This window comes from Halococcus hamelinensis 100A6 (assembly GCF_000336675.1).
Classification (GTDB): domain Archaea; phylum Halobacteriota; class Halobacteria; order Halobacteriales; family Halococcaceae; genus Halococcus; species Halococcus hamelinensis.
This window is the reverse complement of the sequence record NZ_AOMB01000031.1, coordinates 33,391-55,171: the sequence shown is the minus strand read 5'-3', so window position 1 is coordinate 55,171 and position 21,781 is coordinate 33,391. Positions and strand designations below refer to the sequence as shown.

Here is a 21,781-nt window from a genome sequence, read left to right as displayed (position 1 = left end):
TCATTCACCCACCCCGCTCTCGCTACCGAGTGGACGCGCTACCCCGCCGTCCTGAAGCACCGCAGGAGCGACACTGGTGCCGACCGAGCGATCGGCGGCGACGAGGCGGACCGCACACTGCTTGTAGTTGGGTTCGTTCGATTCGGGGTCGGTGGCAGGGATCGTGAGCCGGTTGGTCGCGGGGTGGTGGACCGGCAGCCAGACCATCCCCTCCGGGATCGCCGGATCGGGAACCGTCGACACCGGGATCGAGGCCCGTCTCGATTCGACGGTCAGTCGGTCGTCGCCGGACCCGGCGAACCGGTCGAGGGTCGTCGGGTTGACGCGCGCGGCGGGTTCGCCAGGTTCGTCGACCGAGTCACGGGTTCTGACGCCGGTGTTGTAGGCGTCGGCCTCGCGGGCCGTCGTCAGGGTGAGCGGGTACGCATCGGTCGTCGGTTCGGGATCGTCGCCGCCGAACCCGGTCGAGAACCGCGCGCGACCCGTCGCGGTCGGAAACTCCCAGGCATCCGACCCCGAATCGGGGTCGTAGTAGCGGTAGCCGCCCGACGAGTCCGGATCGGGCGCTGGCCAGCGCACCGCTCGCTCGCGCTCCAGACGGTCGTAGCTGATGCCCGAGCAATCGGCGTCGGTTCCGCTCGTGAGTCCGACGAACTCCTCGAAGACCCCCTCCGGGTCGTGAGCGTCGAACAGGTCGGGAACGAGTCGGTCCCCGACGGTCGTGACGATGTCGAGATCGGTTCTGACCCCGGAGGGCGGCGCGGTCGCGGCGCGGACGCGCGAGACGGTTCGTTCCATGTTCGTCGTGGTCCCCGACGACTCGCCCCAGGTCGCCGCCGGCAACACCACGTCCGCGAGGTCGGCGGTCTCGCTCCGGAAGGCGTCCTGGACGACCAGAAAGGCGTCGTCGAGTCGATCCTGGGCCGTCGTCGCGTCGGGGAGTCCCGCGACCGGGTTCGTCGCCACCGCCCAGACCGCCTCGACCGGACCGTCGTCGATGGCCTCGACGATCCCCACGGGACCGGGACCGGTGTCCGCCGGGAGTCGTTCTTCCGGGATCCCCCACACGTCCGCAACAGCGGCGCGTTCGTCGGGGTCGGCGAAGTCGCGGTGGCCCGGCCAGGTTCCCTTCGAGGAGCAGACCCGGGCCCCCATCGAGTTGGCCTGGCCGGTGAGCGAGAACGGACCGGAACCCGGACCCATGTTGCCGGTCGCCATACAGAGGTCGATCAGCGCCCGCGCAGCCGCCGTCCCACGGCTGCTCTGATTGATCCCCATGCCCCAGTAGAGCAGCGTCGGGTCGGCGAGCGCCTCGACGAGCGCGTCCAGTTCGTCGAGCGACACACTGGCGGTCGCGGCCGCCGATTCGGCCGCTGGAAGCCCGTCGCGGAGCGCTCCGAACCCGTCGGTCGCGCTCTCGATGAAGTCGCGATCCACGAGGTCCCGGTCGAGAACGCGCGCGAGAACGGCCCGCGCGAGCGCGAGGTCGCCACCCGGCGCGAGGTTCACATGGATGTCCGCCCGCTCGGCCGTCGCCGTCTCGACCGGGTCCACGACGACGAGCCGGCTGTCGTCATCGCGGGCGCTCCCCGCGATCCACCGGAACATCACGGGATGAGCGACGGCGGGATTCGCCCCCCACACGAGGTGGGTTCGGGCGTCGGGAATATCGTCGTACGTGGGTGGTGGGGCGTCGCTCCCGAAGGCGTCGTAGTAGGCCGTCACCGCGCTCGCCATGCACAGGGTCGTGTTCGCGTCGTAGAACCGGGTTCCAAAGCCGCCGCGGGCCAGTTTCCCCAGTGCGTACGCCGCCTCGTTCGTCTGCTGGCCACTGCCCAGTACCGCGAGACCGTCCGGATCGGTTTCGAGAACCGTCTCGAACGCCGTGGCCACCCGGTCGAGCGCCACGTCCCACGTCGTCGAGACGAGGTCGCCGTCGCGGCGGACCTTCGGCCGAGTTAGCCACTCGCCGCTCGGGTTCGCGCTCTCGCGAATGCCACGCGGGCACGCGAGCCCCTTGTTGACGGGATGGGCGACGTCGCCCTGGACCGACGCGATGCCGTGGCCGACGTCAACCCCCTCGTGAACGTGGCCACAGCCGACCGCACACCGCATACAGGTCGTCGGTACCGGCTCGCCCATCTCACCCCCTCCTGCTGACCATCGCCTCGCCCCGTTCGGCGGCCGCCGCGGCGGCTTCGAGGTCGGCCGCGAGGCTCCGCGCCTGGTCGGGCGCGAGCGGCACGCGGTCGACGTGATGCGGGAGGATTTCCGTACCTCCGTCGAGCTCGAACCCGAGCTCGACCCGGTCCTCGCCGCGCGGCGATTCGACGTCGAGGACGGCGATCGACTCGTGACGCCAGCCGTCGCCCTCGGCGCGCGCCGGGAGGTGGTCGAACGTGGTTCGCGAGGTGACGTCGAGGGAGCGCCGGTTCATCTCAATCGTCGGCCTCCATTGGGGTCCCGTCGGCGGCGGTCGGGGCCGGACCATCGCCGTCCTCGAACGGATACCACGACTGCTTCGCGTCGGTGAGGCAGGGGTCCACGTAGTCGGTCTCCTCGGGCTGGGCGAGCTCGGCGATGGTTCCTTCGCCCGTGGATTCGACCCACTCCCGGAACGTCTGTCCGTCCTCCCGGAGCGCCACGAACCCGTCGAGGAGGTTCTTGATCATCCCCGGAACCTCGTCGGCCGGGACGCGCTGGTGGACCCAGTCGATGAACGCGGGGTCCGGACCGATGCCACCACCCACGCCGACGTCCATCGCCTCGACCATCTCGCCGTCCTTCCGGGCGCGCATCCCCTGGAGCCCGATGTCGGCGGTCAGCGCCTGCCCGCAGTCGGCGGTACAGCCCGAGAAGTGCATCTTGACCTGGGAGACATTCTCAGGCATGTCGACGTTCGTCTGGAGCCACCGGAGCGTCGCCGCCATCCGGGCTTTGGTCTCGGTGAGCGCCAGCGAGCAGAACTCGGTTCCCGTACACGCCATCGCCCCGCGCACGAACACGTCGGGGTCCGTCGAGTGGACGTCGAGCAGCGGTTCGGCGAGCAGGTCGTCGAGTCGCTCCTCGGGGACGTCCATCAAGAGTGGGTTCTGCCGCCGGGTGAGTCTGACTTCACCACTGCCGTACTCGTCGGCGAGGTCGGCGAGTTCGAGCGCCTCGTCGGCCGGCACCCGTCCGACGGGCGTGTTCAGGCCGACGTAGTACCGTCCGTCGGGCTGTTCGTGGACGCCGACGTGGTCGTGTCGGCCCGCCTCGTCGGCCCGGCCGGCGTTGTAGGTGTACTCCTTCCGGAGGTCCGTCCCGCCGTACGCGAGGTCGAAGTCCACCTTCTCGGCCATTTCCTCCCGGATCTTCTCGGTTCCCCAGTCGTCGACGAAGAATCTAGACCTGTTTTTGCGCCGGTTCTCCCGGTTGCCCTCGGCGTGGTAGAGCTCGACGAACGCCCGGACTGCCTCGTAGGCGTGTTCGGGTTCGACGAAGACGTCGAGCGAGCGCGCCCGCCGAGGTTCGCGTCCGCCGAGGCCCCCGCCGACACGCATGTTGAAGCCTCGAACTGTTTCACCATCATCGACGAGCTTTCGCGCGGGTTCGAGCGCCACGCCGTTGATCGAGTCCTGGGCACAGCCCTCCCGACAGCCCGTGACCGAGATGTTGAACTTCCGGGGCATGTTCGCGAGCGCGTTGTCGCCCCGGAGGTCCGCTTGAATCTCGTCGAGCAACGGCCGGGTCTCGACGTACTCGTTGGCGTCCTTGCCCGCGACCGGACAGCCCGAGACGTTCCGCATGGTGTCCCCACCCGACGAGCGACTGGAGACCCCGACCGCTTCGAGTTTCTCCCAGATCTCGGGGACGTCTTCGAGCTTGATCCAGTGGAGCTGGACCGACTGGCGGGTGGTGAAGTCAAGCCAGCCGTTGCCGAACTCGGGGTTGTCCACGGGCCCGGTCGCGTACTCCCGGGCGACCTCGGCGATGGCGCGGAGCTGGCCGGGTTCGAGGAGCCCGCCGCAGTTGGTGAGCCGCATCATGAAGTAGCTCTCCTGGCCCGACCGGTGGTGGAAGACCCCCCAGAACTTGAATCGCGAGAACCACACCTCGCGTTCGTCCTCCGGGATCGACTCCCAGCCCGATTCGGCGAACTCGATCAGTCTCTCGCGCACCTCGTCGCCGTACAATCCCTCCTTCCACTCCTCCTTTTTGTGAACCATCGTGGGGTTATTCCGTCGATACCGGTGGTTTCTCGCGAAGCGTTCGTCCTGACATGGTCGTCGTCACGCTTCGACCCACAGCGGAGTGGGTACATAAACGTGTCCGCAAACAATCTGAATTTATTCTCTATTTTCGGAGTCGACCGTCCAATACACAATGAATGGAGGTTTGTACAGCAGTGTATAAGGTATTCGTACACAAATCGAACGCCCGACGGTCGCCGTCGGTATCTCAACCTACATAACCCCCGAGCGCGTACCGACCTCCACATGGCCGACCGAGTGTTCAACCGGGAGACCCTGCTCGACCTCACGGTCAACTTCATTCCGATGGGGATGATCATCTTCTTCTTCGCGCTGTTCATCCTAGCCGACCCGTTTCCGGCCGACGCGATGGCGGTCGGGACCAGCCTCGGCCTGCTGGTGATCCCGTTCGTGGTGCTCGCGGTCACCACCTACGTCACGGGCCGGATCATCGCCGAGGCCGACCAGACCGGCAGCTCGGGGACGGCGGCCAAGATCAGCAGTGTCGCCACGGGGATTGACGGCGAAGCGGACGACGCGGAGTAATCAGGTCCGTTCGCGCCAGACCAACCCGCCGCCGGCGACCATCACGAGGAAGCCGACGACCGAGACCGCGAGCGTCGGGACGAACGCGATGGCGTGGACCTCGGCCCACGCGTACACGGCGATACCCACGAGCGCGACGAGATAGCCGGTGGTGACCGCGGCCAGTCCGAAGGCAGTTCTCCAGGTGGGCTCCAGCACCGGCGGGGATTCGGGCGACGACATGAGGAGGTTCGTTTCCCTCCACGGGCACCGGCGTCATTTAGTTTGTGAAGCCGTACCCGTCGACGGCCGCAGGCGGGGTGTTTTTATCCGTCTCGACGCAATCGGGGGGTATGGGGACGACGAGCGAGACGGCCGAGGAAACCGGCGAGGACGAGGCCCTGTGGCGCGACTTCCCCACCGGGCACGAGGAAGCGACGTGGTGGCCCGTCGCCTGTACGATCGGGCTGATCGGGCTCTACTTCGGAGCCGGGCTCTACTTCTTCGGGACCGGCGAGAACGCGCCGATACCGCCGACGATCGGGCCGGTGGTGTTCGCCCTCGGATCGCTGGGATTCATCGCGGGCGCGTTCGGCTGGTTCTACCAGGGCTTCCTCGTCGACTTCTGGACCCGGAGCACCGAGGGTCGCGAGCCCGGGGCGCTTCGCGGCGCGATGATCCTGTTCATCCTGACCGACATCGCGACGTTCTCGGCGGGGTTCGTCTACTACGCCTTCATCCGGGTCGACCAGTGGCCCCCGGGCGAACTCCCCGAACTCCTCACGCCGGTGTTGATCGTCAACACGGTCGCGCTGGTGGCGAGCAGCTTCACCCTCCACTACGCCCACCAGGGGCTCGAAGAGGGCAACCGGCGGGGCTTTCTCGGCCTGCTCGGCGTCACGATACTGCTCGGCGTGATCTTCGTCTCGGGCCAGATATACGAGTACTACACCCTGGTCGTCCACGAGGGCTTCACCTTCACGACCGGGATCTTCGGGAGCGCGTTCTTCGGTCTCACGGGGCTCCACGGCCTCCACGTTCTCGCCGGAACGATCTTCCTCGGCATCCTGTTCGCCCGCGGCCTGCTCGGCCAGCTCTCGGACGGGCGGGACACCTCGATGGTGACGGTGTCGTACTACTGGCACTTCGTCGACGTCGTCTGGATCTTCATCATCGCGCTGCTCTACTTCGGAGCCGAGTTCTCGCTTTGACGTCCTCCCCGCGCTGAAGGGCGAGGATTCCCACGGCCGCACCGCAACGTTGGGTTGGGAGTTTCAGGTTCGTGGACGGAGGTTCGTTCGTCCAGAGCGAGTGCCACGCCCCCGGTACTCCACTCGTTCGGGACGCCATACCCGGACACACCGTCTTTCGGCGGGGCGTCCGGGCGGTCGTCGATCCCCGACTCGACTCGGCGGTACTTCTGTCGCATCGCTCACCACCTCCGGCGACGGTCGTTCGCTGAGTGTGGTGGGTTGTCGAAGATCGTCCGATCGTCCCGGTATGGGCGCGGACGTGCCGCGCTCGATACCGCACGATAGCAGTTGGTGTGAATACGGCTATTTTGTTCACGGGAAGTGTAGCATGGTGCCGTTCTCCTTCGCAGCCCGTCCGTCACTCGTTGAGCCTGCGCTCTCCCAGCTATGAAAACAGTAGTTGGTAGCGCAGAAGTTGTATTCAGTCCCAGCACCGTAACTATGTACGGAGCGGACTCGTTGCACACTTCACACTGAATACAGAAATCGTATTACCGACAGCTGATGGGCACTCAGAAAGGCTAATTATCGCAGCTCCGGCAGTTTCGGAAGGTCACGAACAGAGCGGACGGCCGTTGACGAGACGCGAAGCGTTCTGGGGACGCTGTATCCCCGCCGTGAACGGTGAGGCTTTAGCGCCTGATTCTTCACGTAAAAGTTCAGGCCGGCGGAGCGGCGACCGACGCGGTGACGTTGGTCGCGTTCTCCGCGCTCACCCGCGTCGGGACGTCGGTCCGGTTCTGATTCGACAGCCACGCCTGGTACCGGTCCTGGCTCACGACCGTGAGGTTGGCGTACATCCGGGAGTGGCCCGCGCCACAGAACTCCGAACAGTAGACCCGGTAGGTGCCCGGTTCGGTGATGTTGGTCCGGATGGTGTTGTACTGACCGGGGATGGTGTCCATCTTCAGCCCGAGCTCGGGCGCGTGGAAGGCGTGTAACACGTCACGCGACGTCAGATGATAGTAGACGTCCGTGTTCGCTGGAACCACGGTTACGTTGTCGGTCGTGACGTTCTCCTCGGGGTAGACGAAGTCCCAGCCCCACTGGTAGGCGATCGTCCGAACGATGACCGCGTCGTCGTCGCTCGCGGGCATGACGGCCCCTTCGAGGTTCTGGTCGCCGCCGAGGGCCTGCTCCTGTTCGGTCAGCGAGGGCGAGATGTACGGGTCCGTGAGGATGTTGTACGACGCGAACCCGACGAACAGCAGGATGATCGCGGTGGCGATCGTCCACGTGATCTCGAGCGAGCGGTTCTCCTTCGTCGGCGAGGGGTCGTCGTTGTCCTTGTGTTTCCAGACGGCGTAGAACAGGATCACCTCGACGAGTATCGCGAGGGGCACGGCGACGTAGAGGAGCTGTCGGTTCAGGCTCTCGATCAGGGTCTTGTTGACCGACTGCGCGGCGACCGGCTCGACAGCGATCGTCAGAAACGCCGCCAGCACCACCCCGGCCGTCGCCTGTCTGCGGTTCATCGAGCTACGATCGGAGGGGCCCGCACAAGTATCTGCTGTCGTCGGCCAGAACCGTCGGCCCGTGGTTCCCCGGGCGAGGGGCTTTTGCTACCCCGGCCGTAAACGCTCGCATGGCCGACACGGGCTCACTCGTCGAAGAGGTTACCGGCGAATCCGAAAGCAAGGCGCGGGGCGACCTCCGACGTATCGTGGTCGGTGGACTCGTCGGCGGGATCGCCGGCGGGCTCGGTACGCTGGCCTTCTCGGCGGTGCTGGCCCTCGCCCTCTTTCTCGACGCGTTCGACCCCGTCCAGTTCGGCGAGATGGCCGTCATGGCCGGGCTGAGCGACCCGCTCGCGGGCGAGGGCGACCCGGTGCTCGGCTACCTCATCTTCGTCGGCGGCGGGATGACGACGTGGCCGTTCCTGTTCGCGGCGCTCCACGAGTACCTCCCCGGCTGGCGGATGGCGGTCTCCGGGATAACGTTCGCGGCGATCGGCTGGGCGGGCTTCGCGATCGCCTTCTACAGCCCCAACGTGAGCCTCCCGCTGTTCCTCGTGCTCACCTTCATCGGGCAGTGTCTCTACGGGCTCGTCATGGGGCTGGCCTTCGAGTACGCCGAACCGCGTACCGACATCGCCTTCGTCGGAACGACGTTTCAGTAATCGTTCGGTCCCGGGTCTACCGGCGGCTACGAAGCCAGTTCACCGCGACCGTCGCCACCGCGAGAAAGACCAGTCCGATCGTCGCACCCGTCGAGGAGTAAGAGGCCTCGGCGGGCGTGATGGCGTTGCCGACCACGCCGCCGGCCGGGTTCGCGGGTGTGCCGCTCGTCGCGGCCGCCCAGTCGGCATTGCTCACGACGACCTCTTGGTACTCCTCGAAGTGTTCGGTGCCGAGGTCGTCGATGAGGGCGTCGAGCTCCGCCCGCGTGTCCGCATCGAGGTCCGGGATCTGGTCGGCATCGTAGGGGCCCTCCCGCGCCGCGAAGAGCGCGTTGAGGCTGAGCTCGTTCCGGCGGTCGACGACCGGGAGGTAGAGGTCGTCGAGCGAGTCTGGTTCTTCGAAGCCCGAGGCCGACACCAGAAACCGGTCGGCGGCGGCCGAGAGGTCGCTCGTATCGAAGTCCTGTTCGGTCGGGAACACCCAGTCGTTCCTGGTGGTTCCCGTGAATCGTGGTCGGTGGATCGAGTACTCGGTCATGGGGTTAGTTGAACCATCGCCGGAGCCCGGGGGCGGCCGAGAGGCCGAGCCCCACGACGACCCCGACGATGCTGAGCGGCACGTTGAACGCGGTCTCGTCGACACAGTCGTCGAGCGACGCGACGACGGTGTAGTACGACTCACCCTCGTAGGTCACGACGGAGCCGTTGCGAAGCTCCTCGAAGTGCGCCGTTCGTCCGTCGAGTTCGGCCTCCTGGAGCGCGCTCGTCCGGGCCTCATCGAAGGTCTCCTGCTCCGCCGACGTGAGTTCGTCGTACGAGAACTGCCTGAAGTTCGGCGGGTCGTCGCCGGCCGTGAGCTCCGCGGTGTCCGTCGGCGAGTAGACCTCGACGATCGGTCTGTCACAGAGCCCGTAGGTCGGCTGGATCGCGGCGTAGGGCCCGAGGATGACGCCGCCGATGCTGGCCGAGAGAACGATCATCCCGACGAACGATATCGTGTAGGTCTGGACCGACCGGCTGGTCATCGTTCGCCAGACGCTCCGGATGACGGGCGCGAAGTGCTCCTCGAAGTCCCCCTGGTCCTCGCCCTGGAGGTCCGTGTCGTCGCTCATCCGTCGGTCCTCGGGGCTTCGTCCGTGTCAGTTTCGGCCGAACCGCCGTCGGTGGCGTAGCGCTCGGCGAGCTGTTTCTCGAACCACTGCCACTCGCGGGTGAACTGCCCGGTCTCCTTCAGGTCCCAGACGTCGGCCTCGGTGACGCGCTCGCCCGCCCAGTACGAGCGGAGCATGTTGTAGAGCCAGAGCAGCACGCTGATACCGATGACGTAGGCACCGATGGTGGTGACCTCCATCAGCCCCGTGAACTCGGCGGGGTAGGTCGCGTACCGTCGGGGAAGCCCGAGCGCGCCGGTGATGAGCATCGCGCCGAACGTCACGAGCACCCCGATGACCATCGTGACCGCCTGAAAGCGCGCGAGCGGCTGGTTGTACATCTTGCCCGTGATGATCGGGAACCAGTAGTAGCTCGCGGCCATCATCATGAACGGGATCACGCCCATCAGGATCATGTGGAAGTGACCCACGACGTAGTAGGTGTCGTGATAGAGGATGTCGATGGGGATCGCCGCGAGGAACACGCCCGTGATGCCGCCGATCACGAACGTGCTCAGGCCGCCGACGCAGAACAGCATGGGGGCGGTCAGCCTGACCCGCCCCTTCCAGATCGTGGTGATCCAGTTGAACTCCTTGATCGCACTGGGGATGGCGATCGCGAGCGAGACCGCCATGAAGCTCGCACGGATCCGGGGGTCGATACCCGTCGTGAACATGTGGTGGGCCCACACGCCGAACGAGAGCACACCGATCGCGAACGTCGAGTAGATCACGAATCGGCGACCGAACAGGGTTCGGCCCGAGAACTTCGGGAGGATGAGGCTCATCAGCCCGAAGCCCGGCAACACGATGATGTAGACCTCCGGATGGCCCCAGAACCAGAAGATGTGTTGCCAGAGGATCGCGCCGCCCTGTTCGAGCGCGAAGAAGGTCGTCCCGAAGTTCCGGTCGAGGAGGAGCATGATGAGCGCGCTCCCGAGCACCGAGAACGCGAGCAGGGCGATCCCGGCGGTGGTGACGAGCGTCCAGGTGAACAGGTCGAGGTCGGCCCACGACACCTCGTCGCTCTTCTCGGTGAACACCGTGATGATGAAGTTGACCGACGCGAGCACCGTCGCGATCCCCGAGAGGTGGAGGCCGAGCAGCATGAAGTCGACCTGCGGGTTGGCCGATTGGAGCGACAGCGGCGCGTACATGTACCAGCCGATCTCGGGCGGCTGGATCGCGAACAGGAAGTCGATCGCGTCGAGCGGGACGAACAGCCCGAGGAACTTCGCCGTCATGCTGACGATGAGCCCGCCGCGGATCAACACGAGCGCGGGCGGCAGCATCCAGAAGCCGAGCAGGTTGATCCGGGGGAAGGCGAGGTCGTCGGCCCCGATGAGGAGGGGGAGGAAGTAGTTCGCGATCCCGAAGAAGACGGGGGTGACGAACAGGATCAACATCGTCAGCCCGTGGGTGGTGAAGAGGGCGTCGTAGGTGCCCGCGGTCCAGACGTCGGCCTGCGGGGTGAGGAGTTCGGTCCGGATCATCATCGCGTCGACGCCGCCCCAGATCGCGGCGATCGTCCCGAAGACGATGTACATGATCCCGATGTCGCGGTGGTCGGTGGTGGTGAGCCAGCGCGTGATGCCGCCGACCTTCGCCTCGGTTTCGGCCCCCGTCTCGGTGCCGGCGCTCTCGGGCAGGAATCCCCCGTCGGTCGCCGGCGTACCGGCCGTGGTCTGGGCGGTGTACGAACGCCAGACGAAGCCCGCGAGCGCGAGGCCGAGCACGGCGGCGACGAGGATCGTCGCGTTCAGCATGGCACGGTCGTATCGAGAACGGCCGCCCGCTCGATCGTTTCGCTTGCCGGTTCAAGCGATCGCGTCTGCCGTCTCGGTGCGAACGCGGAACGATGCATACCCGGAACTGGAGCGGTGGGGGTAAATACCCAGCGGAGTCCCGACCTCGTTTCCGGTAACCGACCGACCCGAGCCGGATCCTGAGGACGTATCCACGCGCCGCACCCACCCTCGAGTCACGGCGACTGCGTCTGGAACGGCTCGACGGCCCCGCCGGTTTCGGCCTCGTGGAGGTAGAGCGCGCTGTTGACGAGGCCGATGTGGCTGAACGCCTGCGGGTAGTTCCCGAGCAGTTCGCCCGAGTCGGGATCGATCTCCTCGGAGACGAGCCCGAGCGGGCTGGTGTACCCACAGAGGGTGTCGTAGACCTCGTGTGCGCGCTCGACCTCGCCCATCAGCGCGAGGCAGTCGACGAGCCAGAACGAACAGAGCACGAAGGTTCCCTCCTGTCCCGGCAGGTCGTCGTCCTCGTAGCGATAGACCAGCCCGTCGTCGGTCGTGAGCTCCTCGCGGACCGACTCGATGGTGCCCTGGATCCGCGGGTCGTCGAAGTCGAGAAAGCCCGAGAGCGGGAGCAGGAGGAGGGAGCCGTCGAGCTGGTCGTCGTCGAACGCCTGGGTGAAGGTGTTGCGCTCCTCGTCGAAGCCGCGTTCGATGACCGTCTCCTTTATCTCCTCCCTGTCGGCGCGCCAGTCGTCGAGCGGCGCGTCGAAGCCGTGTTCGTCGGCCATCTCGATCGCGCGGTCGATCGCGACCCAGCACATCGCCTTCGAGTGGACGAACTGTTTCGGTCCGCTCCGCATCTCCCAGATGCCCGCGTCGGGGCGCTCCCACGCCTCGCGAACGAACTCCACGATCTCCCGGATCGCGGTCCAGTCGTCGCCCGCGATCTCCCGGTCGGACCACGAGAGCTGGTGGATCGCGAGCACGAGCTCGCCGTACATCCCGAGCTGGAGCTGGTCGGCCGCGCCGTTACCGATCCGGACGGGGGACGACTCCCGATAGCCTTCGAGGTGGTCGAGTTCGGTCTCCTCGTAGGTCGAGTCGTGCTGGAGGCCGTAGAGCGGCTGCATCTCGCTCGGGTCGACCTCGCGGCTCAGCCGGAGGAAGTCGTCGAGGTAGTCGACGGCCTCCTGGATGTCGCCGAGGTTGGCGAACGCTCGCACGGTGAACGCGCCGTCACGGATCCAGTTGTAGCGGTAGTCCCAGTTCCTGACCCCGCCGACCACCTCGGGGAGCGACGTCGTGGGGGCGGCGGTGATGCCGCTGGTTCCCTGGTACGTGAGGAGTTTGAGCGCGAGCTCCGAACGCACCACGGCGTCGTGGTTGTAGCCCGCGAACGGACAGTCCTCGCCGTCACAGGAGTGGGTCCAATCGCGCCAGAACTCGACGGTATCGTCGAGCAGCCGTTCACACGCCTCGGGCTCCCGTGGAGCCCGGGTACCGTATTCGAGCACGAACCAGCCCGAATCGTGGGCGTCGAGCGAGTACGACGCGGAGGCGGAGTCGCCGTCGGCGTCGAGGTCGACCGGGCTCGACAGCGCGATCCGTCGAGCTTCGCCGGTCGCCACCACGCCGCCGTCGATCGACTCGACTTCGGTCTCGGAGCGGGCGTAGTCGAATCGCGGCTCGAACGCGACCTCGAGGTCCACGCTGCCGTCGGTGCAGGCCACCTCGCGGTAGAGCCCCCGGACCTTGGGCTGGTTGCCGTCGTTGCCCGCCGAGAGCGGCATGAAGTCCGTCACCGTCGCGGTCCCGGAGTCGGTGTGGAAGGTGGTCTGGAGCACGTTGGTGCGCTCCATGTACTGCTGTTCGGCCTCGAACTCGTTCGTCGGCTGGATGGTGAACCGGCCGCCGCGCTCGGCGTCGAGGACCGCGGCGAAGACCGACGAGGAGTTGAGCCGCGGGAGACAACACCAGTCGATCGCGCCGTCGCGACCGACGAGCGCGCAGGTCTCGAGGTTGCCGATCAGCCCGTAGTCGGCGAGCGGTTTGTACCCGCTCATCGGTCTCGCGGCACCGGCATCCGTCGTTCGTCGGGCGATACGTCGACCGAGCGGACAGTCGAACTCATTGGTCGATCCATCGACCGTGCGACGGGTATAACCTTCTATCCCCGTTTTCGCAGGGTCTTAGCCGATGTGTATTCGCAAGCCGTCCGGATAAACTCGCGACGGGCGGACGGTCGGACAGTCGTATGGCCGAACCCACACCACGAACTGCGAGGGTCGAACCGTGACGTCGGACGACGCCGACGTGGTCGTCATCACCGGCGCGACCTCGGGTATCGGACGGGCGACCGCCCGGAAGTTCGGCGAGGACGGCGCGCACGTCGGCCTGCTCGCGCGGGGCGAGGACGGCCTCGACGCCACGAAGGAGGACGTCGAGGAGGCGGGCGGCGAGGCGCTCGCGGTGCAGACCGACGTCACCGAACACGAGGAGGTCGAGAACGCCGCCGACGCGGTCGAGGAGGAGTTCGGCCCGATCGACGTCTGGATCAACGACGCGATGACGACCGTCTTCGCGGAGTTCCTCGACGTCGACCCCGAGGAGTACAACCGCGTCACGGCGGTCACGTACCTCGGGGCCGTCAACGGTTCGCGGGCCGCGCTCTCACGGATGGTACCGCGCGACGAGGGGAAGCTCGTCCAGGTCGGGTCGGCGATGTCGTATCGCGGGATCCCGCTCCAGTCGGCCTACAGCGGCTCGAAGTTCGCGATCCGCGGGATGACCGAGTCCCTCAGGACCGAACTCATCCACGACGACTCCGACGTCGATATCTCGATGGTCCAGCTCCCGGGGCTCAACACCCCCCAGTTCGAGCACTGCCGGGGCCACGTCGACGAGTATCCCCAACCCGTTCCTCCGATCTACCAGCCCGAGGTCGCCGCCGACGCGATCCACTGGGTCTCCTACAACCGCCGTCGGGAGCTCTACGTCGGCCGCGCGTCGCTGAAGACCATCTGGGGGAACAAGCTCGTGCCGTGGTTCGTCGACCGCTACCTCGCACGGACCGCCTACGGCGGCCAGTTCTCGGACCTCGACTACGACCCCGACCGCCCCGACAACCTCTTCGACCCCGTCGAGGGCGACGCGGGCGCGCACGGGCCGTTCGACGAGCGCGCGATCCCGACCAGCCGCCAGCTCCAGCTCGCGAAGCACCGCCGGTCGATCGGCGTCGTCGCGGCGCTGCTCGTCACGTTGTTCGCACGTCTCTGGGTCGGCGGGAGCGACGACGGGGCCGAGCCGACCGAGACCGAATGAGACGGCTCGCCGTCGCCCGCTGCGTCTACGGCGCGTTGCTGGTCGTCGCGTCGGGACCCATCGTCGAACGCGTCACCGGCGAGCGGTCGTCGCGAGCCGTGGCCGTCGGCCGTCTCCTGGGCGCGAGACACGTTCTCCAGGCGCTCACGGTGGGTCGAACGCACACCGACGGATGGCGGACGGCGGGGACGTGTATCGACGCGCTCCACGCCCTCAGCATGGTGTTTCTCGCCGGCTACAGCGCGACCTCTCGTCGCCTCGCGACGTTCGATGCGGTCATGGCGAGCGCGTGGGCGGCGAGCGGCTGGCTCTCACAGCGACGCTCGTAGCGCCAGTCCCACTCCAGAAATACCCGACTCCCGCCTCAGCTCAGGGGGAGGAACGTCGAGAACAGGACGGTGAAGGCGAACCCGAACACCGAGACGAGCGTCGTGGCGACGCTCCAGGTCTTGAGGGTCTCGACCTGGGTGAGCCCGCCGAGCTCCTTGATGATCCAGAAGCCGCTGTCGTTGTACCACGAGAAGGTCGTCGCACCCGCGCCGATCGCCATCACGAGGTAGGCGGCGTTCGGCTCGAACCCGCCGGCGAGCGGAGCGACGATCCCGGCGGTCGTGAGGATCGCGACGGTCGCCGACCCCTGGACGATGCGGACCGCGGTCGCGATCACCCACGCCGTGACGAGGATCCCGAGCCCGAAGCCGCTGAGGATGCCCGCGATGTACTCGCCGATGCCCGCGGCGGCGAGCATCGCCCCGAACGCGCCACCCGCGGCGGTGATCGCCGCGATGTTCCCACCGCTCTGGAGCGCCTGCGTGAGCTCCTCACCCCAGTCGGTCCGGTCGAGGGAACTCTCGCGGTAGAAGGTGATCGCCGCCACGACCGCCGCGAGCGTCAGCGAGAAGTTCACGTCGCCGACGAAGCTCATGACCGCGCCGAGCTGGCCACCGACGCCGAAGATGTTGCTCGCGGTGGTGTTCGCGCCGATGAAGCCGACGGCGATGACGATCGGCAGGAGGGACTCGACGATCCCCGGCAGCCGGTCGGTCGACATCGTGCTCATCGTCTCGAGCTCGTCGGTCGTCATCCCCATCGAGTCCCGGAGCGGGATGTCCATGCGGCTGTTGATCCACTTCCCGAAGCCGATGCTGACGAGCGCGGCGGTCGGGAGCCCCACCATCAGCCCGACCACGATGGTCGTGCCGAGGTTCGCGCTGAGCTGGTCCGCGGCCGCGAGCGGGCCGGGCGTCGGCGGCACGAACCCGTGGGTGACGACCCCCGCGCCGGCGACGGCGATGAGATAGAGCGTGTAGTTGTCCTCCATCCGCGCCGCCGCGGTACGCGCGAGCGGCGTCAGCAAGTAGAGGACGTTGTCGAAGAAGACCGGGATCGCGATCACGAAACTGCTCCCGAACAGCGAGTATTCGGCGCGGTCCCGCCCGGTGAGCGACTCGAATCCTCGGACGATCCGCTGGGCGGCACCGCTGTCGGTCATCGATTTCCCGATTATCGCCGCCATCAGGATCGGGATCCCGATACCGACCATGTTCTCACCGAACGCCTCCGCGATCCGCGTCGGCACGTTCCCGAGCGCGACCTGTGGCGCGACCAACCCGACGGCGAACGCGGCGATTATCAGCCCGAGAAACGCCGGAACGTCTAGCCACGCCAATAGGAGGATGACGATGACCGTGCCGACGACCAGCGCCAGGAGCGGCGCTGGAACGATACCCGTTTGGAGCAGTCCGGATCCTACCTCGTTAATACCCATCAACGACGATTCTACACAACCCCTATTTAAATCTGTGATCGACGTCCGGGATACCATAAAATCCATGTGATTTTCGTGTCGAATACAACACCCGATTCGTCGAACCACTGTGACGGAACGAGAGAGCTTCCGTCGCGACCGCTCCGTGGAGGGCGGTAATCGAGCGCGTGCAACCGGATCCGCCGCCGAACCCCGGGGCGTCCGCTACCGCTCCTCACGGAGGAGACGCCGTCGTGCCGCCGCGACGGTCAGGGGAAGCTCGGCCGCGTCGAGGATCCCCTCGAAGAGCCGCACCGTCGCCGGCGGTCGGAGCCCGTTTTCGGTCAACAGCGAGCCGTCCGTCAGGACGTCCCGAACGGAGCCGTCCGCGACGACGGTGCCGTCCTGCCCGACGACGACGACGCGCTCGGCGACCTCGGGGACGGCGTCGAGCGACGGCGTGAACAGCACCACGGTCCCCTCGTGGTCGGTCACCAGCTTTCGAATCCGCTCTCGATAGTGGGCATCGACGGCACCGAACGGTTCGTCGAGCAGGAGGACGTCGGGGTCGAACGCGAGAACGCTCGCGAGCGCCGCCCGCTGCTTCTCGCCGCCCGAAAGCCGAAACGGCGGTCGTTCCAGCAGCCCACGAAGCCCGAGTTCGTCGGCGAGCGCCGCCACCCGTCGGTCCGCCGTCTCCCGTGACATCCCGAGCTGTGCCGGGCCGTATTCGAGGTCCTCGCGGACGGTGGTGTTGAAGAGGTAGTCGTTCGGGTCCTGGAGCAGCACGCCGAGCCGGTCCCTGACCGCTTCGGCGTCGGTCGTCTCGCCGAAGTACTCCACCGTCCCGGCCGACGGCTCGACGAGCCCCCCGAGGACGAGCTGGAGCGTGCTCTTGCCCGACCCGTTCGCGCCGACGACCGCGACCCGTTCGCCCGCCTCGATGGCGAGGGTCACGTCCCGGACCGCCGTCGTTCCGTCCGGATACTCGTGTGTCAGCTCCCGTGCCTCGATCACGGGCCCCATCGGACCACCCCCGACCCGACGACGGCGACGACGGCCAGCGCGACCAGCGCGTAGTCGGTGGCGTCGAGGGTTCGCGAGCGGCCGTACGGTGATGGCGGCCGCGCACCGCCACGGGCCCGCATCCCGCGGCCGACGCGTTCGCCACGGTCGAGGGTTCGCAACAGAAACGTGCCCGCGATCCCCTTCGCGTCGCGCCAGCCGCCACGGATACCCGAGTCCCCGGTCGTTCGGCTGTTCCGCGCCAGGATCAGCCGCTGTAGCTCGTCGAAGAACAGGAACAGGTACCGATAGGTCACGGCGATGGTCCAGACGAGCGCGACCGGGATCCGGAGTTCCCGCATCGCCGCGACCACGGCCGAGAACGGCGTCGTCATCACGATCAGCGAGAGGAAGGCGACACCGACGCCGACACGCAACGTGAACAGGACGACGTACGCGACGCCCGCCTCGGTGACGGTCACGCCGACCACCTCCACGAGCGGATCGCCCGGGAACAGTACGACCTGCGGGAGGACGACGAACGCGGACGCGAGCGGGACGACCGCCGAGCGCGCGAGGAGTCGGCGCAGCGGGACGGCGGACAGCCACGCGAGCGCGACCGTCACGAGACCGAGCGCGACCACGACCGCGAGCGTCCGTGTGAGCATCGTGGCCAGCGCGAGCCCCGAGATCGAGAGGAGCGAGGCGCGAGGGTCACGCCGTTGTAAGAAACCGTCACTGGTCGCGACCCGTTCGGCGGCGAAGACGGCTCGAAGCGCGGTCGTGATCGTTTCGACGGACGCCGCGATGACCCCGGTCACCGTTCGAGGAGCCGGCCGACCCCGACGGCGACACCGAGCGTCAGCGCCGCACCGACGAGCGCCGAGACCAGCGTGCCGAGCGGCGCGCCAAGACCGGGGACCGCGTAGTCGGGGAGGACCCCGGCGTGGACCGTGACGGCGGCATCGGCAGCCCCCGTCATCTCGGCGGCGTTCTCGAGCGGTTCGGCGTAGCCGACGGCCCCCGACGCCCAGCCGAACACGGGAGCCAGGACGACGAGGACCAGCACGCCGAGACACGCCCGGCGGACCCACGGGTTCGTCCGGACAGTGCTCACAGGTCCACCTCCGGCGAGACCGGGTCGTCCGCGAACCGCCCGAGGACGAGGTCCGGTCGGGCGTTCACGACGGAGCCGTAGACGGCGGCCGTGATCGCCCCCTCGACCAGCCCCAGTAACGCGTGGCCGACGACCATGACCGGAACGGTCACCCCGAGTTCGTAGGCGAACGCCGACGAGGCACCGACGGCGACCCCGACCACGAGCGCCGAGACCGTGATCGCCGCCCAGCCCNCCCGCCACGAACGCCGCGCCGCTCTCGTGAATCCCTCGCAGGAGCCGGAAGAGCGCGTAACCAACGAGCACGTCGACCACGGCCATCGTGAAGAGGTTCGCGCCGAGCGCGATGATGCCACCGTCGCCGAAGACGAGCGCCTGGATCGTGACGACGGCGGTCATGGCGAGGACACCGAGATACGGCCCCAGGAGGATGCCGGCGAACGCGCCGCCGACGAAGTGGGCGCTGGTCCCGCCGGGGATCGGCCAGTTCAACATCTGTGCGGCGAAGATGCCGGCCGCCACGACCCCGAGCAGCGGGGTCCGCTCGTCACCCAGTTCGCCGCGAGCACGGGCGACCGCGACACCGATCGCCAGCCCCGAGCCGAGCCAGAGCAGGCCCGCAACCCAGGGGTCGAGAAACCCATCCGGAATGTGCATTCGTACCCGCACCCACCCGCAGCACGTCGATAATACTTTTGGTCCGTGTCGTAATACTGGATGGTGTGACACCGCTTCGACATCGCAGCGACCGGCGACTGAACGGCTGCTCGGGGGACGGCAGGTCATGAGCCGGGAGATCGAACGGATGAGCGTCACGCTCCCGCCAGGCCTCCTCGACGAGTTCGACGCCGTCGTCGACGTCGGCGAGTACGACAGCCGGTCCGAGGCGACGAGGGACGCCATCCGCGCGTTCGTCACGGAGTTCAACCAGCAGACCGACCTCGCCGGGGCCCTCAGCGGGACGGTGGTCGTGCTCTACGAACACGACCACAGCGGCGTGAGCGACGCGATGACCGAACTCCAGCACGACTTCACCGAGACGATCATCGCGGTCCACCACGTCCACCTCAGCGACCACCTCTGTCTGGAGTCGATCGCCGTCGACGGAACCGGGGAGCGGATCGAGGCGTTACTCTCCCGCATCCGTCCCCTGAAGGGCGTCCACCAGGTCAAGCTCACCGTCGTCGAGGCGGACCGATAGGGGCGGGGCGTCGGGGACGAACGACTACTCGTCGTCGTCGATGATACGGTAGATCCTGATCCCGCTCCGTTTCCCGACGGGCGTCCGCGACCCGGGTCTGAGGAAGTAGTGGTCGTCGGTGAGGTCGATGGTGTACTCCCCGCCGGCGTCGTAGGCCTTGAATTTGCCCGGTTCGAGGGTTTCGAGCGTCTCTACCGTGTCCACGAGTTCGGTATTCTCGCTGTCGAAGGGTTGCATTGGAACCCTCTATCGGTGTCAGGGTCTTTAACATACTGGTCCCGAGACCCCGCTCGCCGTGTTCGACGCGCCGTTCGGTCAGTCGGCCGTCGCGGGGTCGTGGAGGACGAACTCGATCCGGTCGACGTTCGCGCCCTTCGAGGTCCGATCGGTGACCTCGAGTTCGCCGAGTTCGGCCAGCGAGTCGACGTGGGTGCCGCCGCAGGGACAGACGTCGATGTCGCCGATCGAGACCGCCCGCAGTGGGTCGACGCTCTCGGGGATCAGGTCGAGGTTGGTCCGGCCCTCGGGGGTCTCGTCTTCGAGCGCCGACCGGGATCGGTTCTCCTTTCGAACTGGGAGGTCGCGCACGATGAGGTCGTTCGCGTGCTCCTCGATCGCCCGGAGGTCCGCCTCGTCGAAGTCCGCGGGTTCGAAGTCGATACGGGCGTGGTCGGGGTAGACCTGATTGCCCGCCGTGCTCGCGCCGTACTCGTCGAGCACGACCTTCGAGACGACGTGCTGGGCGGTGTGGTATCGCATGTGAGCGTGGCGGCGCTCCCAGTCGAGGTCGCCGCGAACCGTGGTTCCCGCCTCGGGGACGTCCCCGTCCAGCTCGTGTCGGATCTCGCCGTGGTCCTTGCGGACGTCGACGACGCGCGCCTCGCCGTCGTCCCACGAGAGCGTGCCGTGGTCGGGCGGCTGGCCGCCGCCCTCCTTGTAGAACAGCGTTCGGTCGAGCACCACGCTCGGGCCAGCTTCGTCGGCGGCGACGACCTCGGCGTCGAACGTGCGCTGGTACTCCCCGGCCGGGAGGTAGAGCTCCTCGGTCATGACCCCGATCCGTACCGGATAAGTATGGGTGTTCGCCATCGAACGAGGCGCTCGGGTCAGGGGGTCTGACGACCGTCTGACGGGGTTTTATATACCCATCTTTCCACACGGGAGTATGTCGCGTCGTTACCCGGGTACGGGGTCGTCGCGGGTCCCCGTCGTCGGGGCCCTCGGACGCACTGATTCGGTCGATCGAGCCAGCGTCGTCGGCAGCGCACCGGTGATCGCCGGCACGGGATTCGTGCTGAGCCGTGCGGTCGCCATGGTCGTCGCCGGCGGGTCGGGGCTGACGTTCCTCTGGGGGCTGGTCATCGGCCTCGGGTTCGCCACCGCCGGCGTCGTGGTGCTGGCGTCGAGCGAACGAACCGGCGACCGGGTGGGGCCCGGTCGGTCGCCCGTCGAACGGATCCCGCTCACGACCGCCGGCGGCGTGCTGTTGCTCTCGCTGCTCACCGGCGTCGTGCTCGGCACCGTCCTCTAGACGCTCACGCTCCGTTCTCCGGTCCCGTCCGGTCGTCGGTTCGTTCGCTCGACGACTCCCGTTCGGGATGCTCCCGTTCGCAGTCGTCACCTACGCTCGCGACGGTCGTAGTCCCAGCCGTCGGACCCGCCATCGAAACCCGTGGATTTTTAACGGTGCGGCGTATCTCGACGCCAGTGAAGCCGGCGGGACCGACGACTGACGACACGACGATGTGCTGGTAAACGATGGGAAACGTCTCCTTCGAACCCGTCGACACCGGAATCGCGATCGTAGACCCGATAGAGCGCCATCGATACGTGCTCTCGACGCCGGATCCGGTCACGCCCGAACCCGCCGGAACGGACTCGTTCCGGTTCCCGGTCGAGGCCGCCGTCTCGGTTCGCACCAGTTCGTTCTCGCTACCGAACATCGTGCTCGCCACCGTCCGCGACGGGAACGACGTGGTCGCTCACGCCGAACACTTCGCGGACGAACGTCTTCCGGAGGGAACCTACAGCATCGAACTGAGCACGCCCGTGAAGCTCTACCTCGCGGTCGAGAGTTCGGTCAACCTCGCCGCCGACGCCGAACGGATGTCGATCGAGTTCGGCGAGGAGGTCGACGTACTGGTGGGCGCGCGCTCGCACCACGACCGGCNATGTCGATCGAGTTCGGCGAGGAGGTCGACGTACTGGTGGGCGCGCGCTCGCACCACGACCGGCCGGCGGCGACGGTGCGGACGCCGGCCGACCCGGAGAAGATGATGCAGGCGATTTCGACGTTCGGCTCGGCGCTCAAGACCACCAGTCCCGAGCGCTCGTATCCGACCCTTCGAGGGCACCCGCCGAC

At 67.3% G+C, this 21,781-nt stretch carries 22 protein-coding genes and 1 pseudogene; 7 read left to right on the top strand and 16 right to left on the bottom strand.

Annotated features, from left to right (window positions below; genetic code table 11):
* From nasA to C447_RS10315, 3 genes are read right to left on the bottom strand one after another with little or no spacing between them, the layout of a single operon-like run.
* Positions 1 to 2,142 (bottom strand): assimilatory nitrate reductase NasA, encoded by a 2,142-nt coding sequence (gene nasA / locus C447_RS10325; RefSeq protein ID WP_237713333.1) that lies wholly within the window; start codon positions 2,140 to 2,142, stop codon positions 1 to 3.
* A 1-nt stretch (position 2,143) separates the two neighbouring features.
* Positions 2,144 to 2,437 (bottom strand): DUF6360 family protein, encoded by a 294-nt coding sequence (locus tag C447_RS10320; RefSeq protein ID WP_007693616.1) that lies wholly within the window; start codon positions 2,435 to 2,437, stop codon positions 2,144 to 2,146.
* Between the two features lies 1 nt (position 2,438).
* Positions 2,439 to 4,208 (bottom strand): nitrite/sulfite reductase, encoded by a 1,770-nt coding sequence (locus tag C447_RS10315; RefSeq protein WP_007693600.1) that lies wholly within the window; start codon positions 4,206 to 4,208, stop codon positions 2,439 to 2,441.
* A gap of 270 nt (positions 4,209 to 4,478) precedes the next feature.
* On the opposite strand from C447_RS10315, the gene C447_RS10310 reads away from it, so the two are divergent.
* A complete protein-coding gene (locus C447_RS10310; protein WP_007693599.1) occupies positions 4,479 to 4,778 on the top strand; it encodes a DUF6684 family protein in 300 nt (99 codons plus the stop codon).
* On the opposite strand, the gene C447_RS10305 is transcribed toward C447_RS10310, so the two are convergent.
* Positions 4,779 to 5,000 (bottom strand): hypothetical protein, encoded by a 222-nt coding sequence (locus tag C447_RS10305; RefSeq protein WP_007693598.1) that lies wholly within the window; start codon positions 4,998 to 5,000, stop codon positions 4,779 to 4,781. It lies immediately after the preceding gene.
* A 110-nt stretch (positions 5,001 to 5,110) separates the two neighbouring features.
* Here C447_RS10305 and C447_RS10300 point away from each other — a divergent pair, with 110 nt between their 5' ends.
* Positions 5,111 to 5,968 (top strand): cytochrome c oxidase subunit 3, encoded by an 858-nt coding sequence (locus C447_RS10300; protein ID WP_007693597.1) that lies wholly within the window; start codon positions 5,111 to 5,113, stop codon positions 5,966 to 5,968.
* 701 nt (positions 5,969 to 6,669) lie between these two features.
* Here the strand turns inward: C447_RS10300 and coxB are convergent.
* Positions 6,670 to 7,485, bottom strand: a complete 816-nt coding sequence (gene coxB / locus C447_RS10295) for a cytochrome c oxidase subunit II (protein WP_007693595.1) — start codon at positions 7,483 to 7,485, stop codon at positions 6,670 to 6,672.
* A 110-nt stretch (positions 7,486 to 7,595) separates the two neighbouring features.
* Between coxB and C447_RS10290 the strand changes: the two genes are divergently transcribed.
* The gene (locus tag C447_RS10290) at positions 7,596 to 8,129 is read left to right on the top strand and encodes a DUF6789 family protein (protein WP_007693593.1); all 534 of its coding nucleotides are present in this window, start codon (positions 7,596 to 7,598) and stop codon (positions 8,127 to 8,129) included.
* A gap of 16 nt (positions 8,130 to 8,145) precedes the next feature.
* On the opposite strand, the gene C447_RS10285 is transcribed toward C447_RS10290, so the two are convergent.
* From C447_RS10285 to C447_RS10270, 4 genes are all read right to left on the bottom strand, one after another.
* A complete protein-coding gene (locus C447_RS10285) occupies positions 8,146 to 8,667 on the bottom strand; it encodes a hypothetical protein (RefSeq protein ID WP_007693591.1) in 522 nt (173 codons plus the stop codon).
* Between the two features lie 4 nt (positions 8,668 to 8,671).
* The gene (locus tag C447_RS10280; RefSeq protein ID WP_007693586.1) at positions 8,672 to 9,241 is read right to left on the bottom strand and encodes a hypothetical protein; all 570 of its coding nucleotides are present in this window, start codon (positions 9,239 to 9,241) and stop codon (positions 8,672 to 8,674) included.
* On the bottom strand, positions 9,238 to 11,046 hold the full coding sequence (locus C447_RS10275) for a cytochrome c oxidase subunit I (RefSeq protein ID WP_007693585.1): 1,809 nt from the start codon (positions 11,044 to 11,046) through the stop codon (positions 9,238 to 9,240). The genes C447_RS10280 and C447_RS10275 overlap by 4 nt, the downstream gene beginning before the upstream one ends.
* Positions 11,047 to 11,261: 215 nt before the next feature.
* The gene (locus C447_RS10270; RefSeq protein ID WP_007693584.1) at positions 11,262 to 13,091 is read right to left on the bottom strand and encodes a glycoside hydrolase family 15 protein; all 1,830 of its coding nucleotides are present in this window, start codon (positions 13,089 to 13,091) and stop codon (positions 11,262 to 11,264) included.
* 229 nt (positions 13,092 to 13,320) lie between these two features.
* Between C447_RS10270 and C447_RS10265 the strand changes: the two genes are divergently transcribed.
* Together C447_RS10265 and C447_RS10260 are read left to right on the top strand one after the other, a co-directional pair.
* Positions 13,321 to 14,349, top strand: a complete 1,029-nt coding sequence (locus tag C447_RS10265; protein WP_007693583.1) for an SDR family oxidoreductase — start codon at positions 13,321 to 13,323, stop codon at positions 14,347 to 14,349.
* Complete coding sequence (locus C447_RS10260; protein WP_007693582.1) at positions 14,346 to 14,678, top strand: hypothetical protein; 333 nt, start codon at positions 14,346 to 14,348, stop codon at positions 14,676 to 14,678. Before C447_RS10265 ends, C447_RS10260 begins: the two co-directional genes overlap by 4 nt.
* Positions 14,679 to 14,713: 35 nt before the next feature.
* Here the strand turns inward: C447_RS10260 and C447_RS10255 are convergent, their stop codons facing one another.
* From C447_RS10255 to C447_RS18950, 5 genes and pseudogenes are all read right to left on the bottom strand, one after another.
* Positions 14,714 to 16,117, bottom strand: coding sequence for a GntP family permease (locus C447_RS10255; RefSeq protein WP_007693581.1), 1,404 nt, complete (start codon positions 16,115 to 16,117; stop codon positions 14,714 to 14,716).
* Positions 16,118 to 16,321: 204 nt separating this feature from the next.
* On the bottom strand, positions 16,322 to 17,122 hold the full coding sequence (locus C447_RS10250; protein WP_007693579.1) for an energy-coupling factor ABC transporter ATP-binding protein: 801 nt from the start codon (positions 17,120 to 17,122) through the stop codon (positions 16,322 to 16,324).
* Positions 17,110 to 17,922, bottom strand: a complete 813-nt coding sequence (gene cbiQ / locus C447_RS10245) for a cobalt ECF transporter T component CbiQ (RefSeq protein WP_007693577.1) — start codon at positions 17,920 to 17,922, stop codon at positions 17,110 to 17,112. The genes C447_RS10250 and cbiQ overlap by 13 nt, the downstream gene beginning before the upstream one ends.
* Positions 17,919 to 18,218, bottom strand: coding sequence for a PDGLE domain-containing protein (locus tag C447_RS18955; RefSeq protein ID WP_007693575.1), 300 nt, complete (start codon positions 18,216 to 18,218; stop codon positions 17,919 to 17,921). The genes cbiQ and C447_RS18955 overlap by 4 nt, the downstream gene beginning before the upstream one ends.
* Positions 18,215 to 18,875: pseudogene (locus tag C447_RS18950) on the bottom strand (energy-coupling factor ABC transporter permease). The gene C447_RS18955 and the pseudogene C447_RS18950 overlap by 4 nt, the downstream one beginning before the upstream one ends.
* Positions 18,876 to 19,002: 127 nt before the next feature.
* On the opposite strand from C447_RS18950, the gene nikR reads away from it, so the two are divergent.
* Positions 19,003 to 19,419, top strand: coding sequence for a nickel-responsive transcriptional regulator NikR (gene nikR / locus C447_RS10230; protein WP_007693565.1), 417 nt, complete (start codon positions 19,003 to 19,005; stop codon positions 19,417 to 19,419).
* 24 nt (positions 19,420 to 19,443) lie between these two features.
* Here the strand turns inward: nikR and C447_RS10225 are convergent, their stop codons facing one another.
* Positions 19,444 to 19,656: a hypothetical protein gene (locus C447_RS10225; RefSeq protein ID WP_007693564.1), complete on the bottom strand. Its 213-nt coding sequence runs from the start codon at positions 19,654 to 19,656 to the stop codon at positions 19,444 to 19,446.
* A 78-nt stretch (positions 19,657 to 19,734) separates the two neighbouring features.
* The gene (locus tag C447_RS10220; RefSeq protein ID WP_007693563.1) at positions 19,735 to 20,469 is read right to left on the bottom strand and encodes an alanyl-tRNA editing protein; all 735 of its coding nucleotides are present in this window, start codon (positions 20,467 to 20,469) and stop codon (positions 19,735 to 19,737) included.
* 115 nt (positions 20,470 to 20,584) lie between these two features.
* On the opposite strand from C447_RS10220, the gene C447_RS10215 reads away from it, so the two are divergent.
* Positions 20,585 to 20,950, top strand: a complete 366-nt coding sequence (locus tag C447_RS10215; RefSeq protein ID WP_007693562.1) for a hypothetical protein — start codon at positions 20,585 to 20,587, stop codon at positions 20,948 to 20,950.
* Positions 20,951 to 21,781 lie beyond the last annotated feature (831 nt).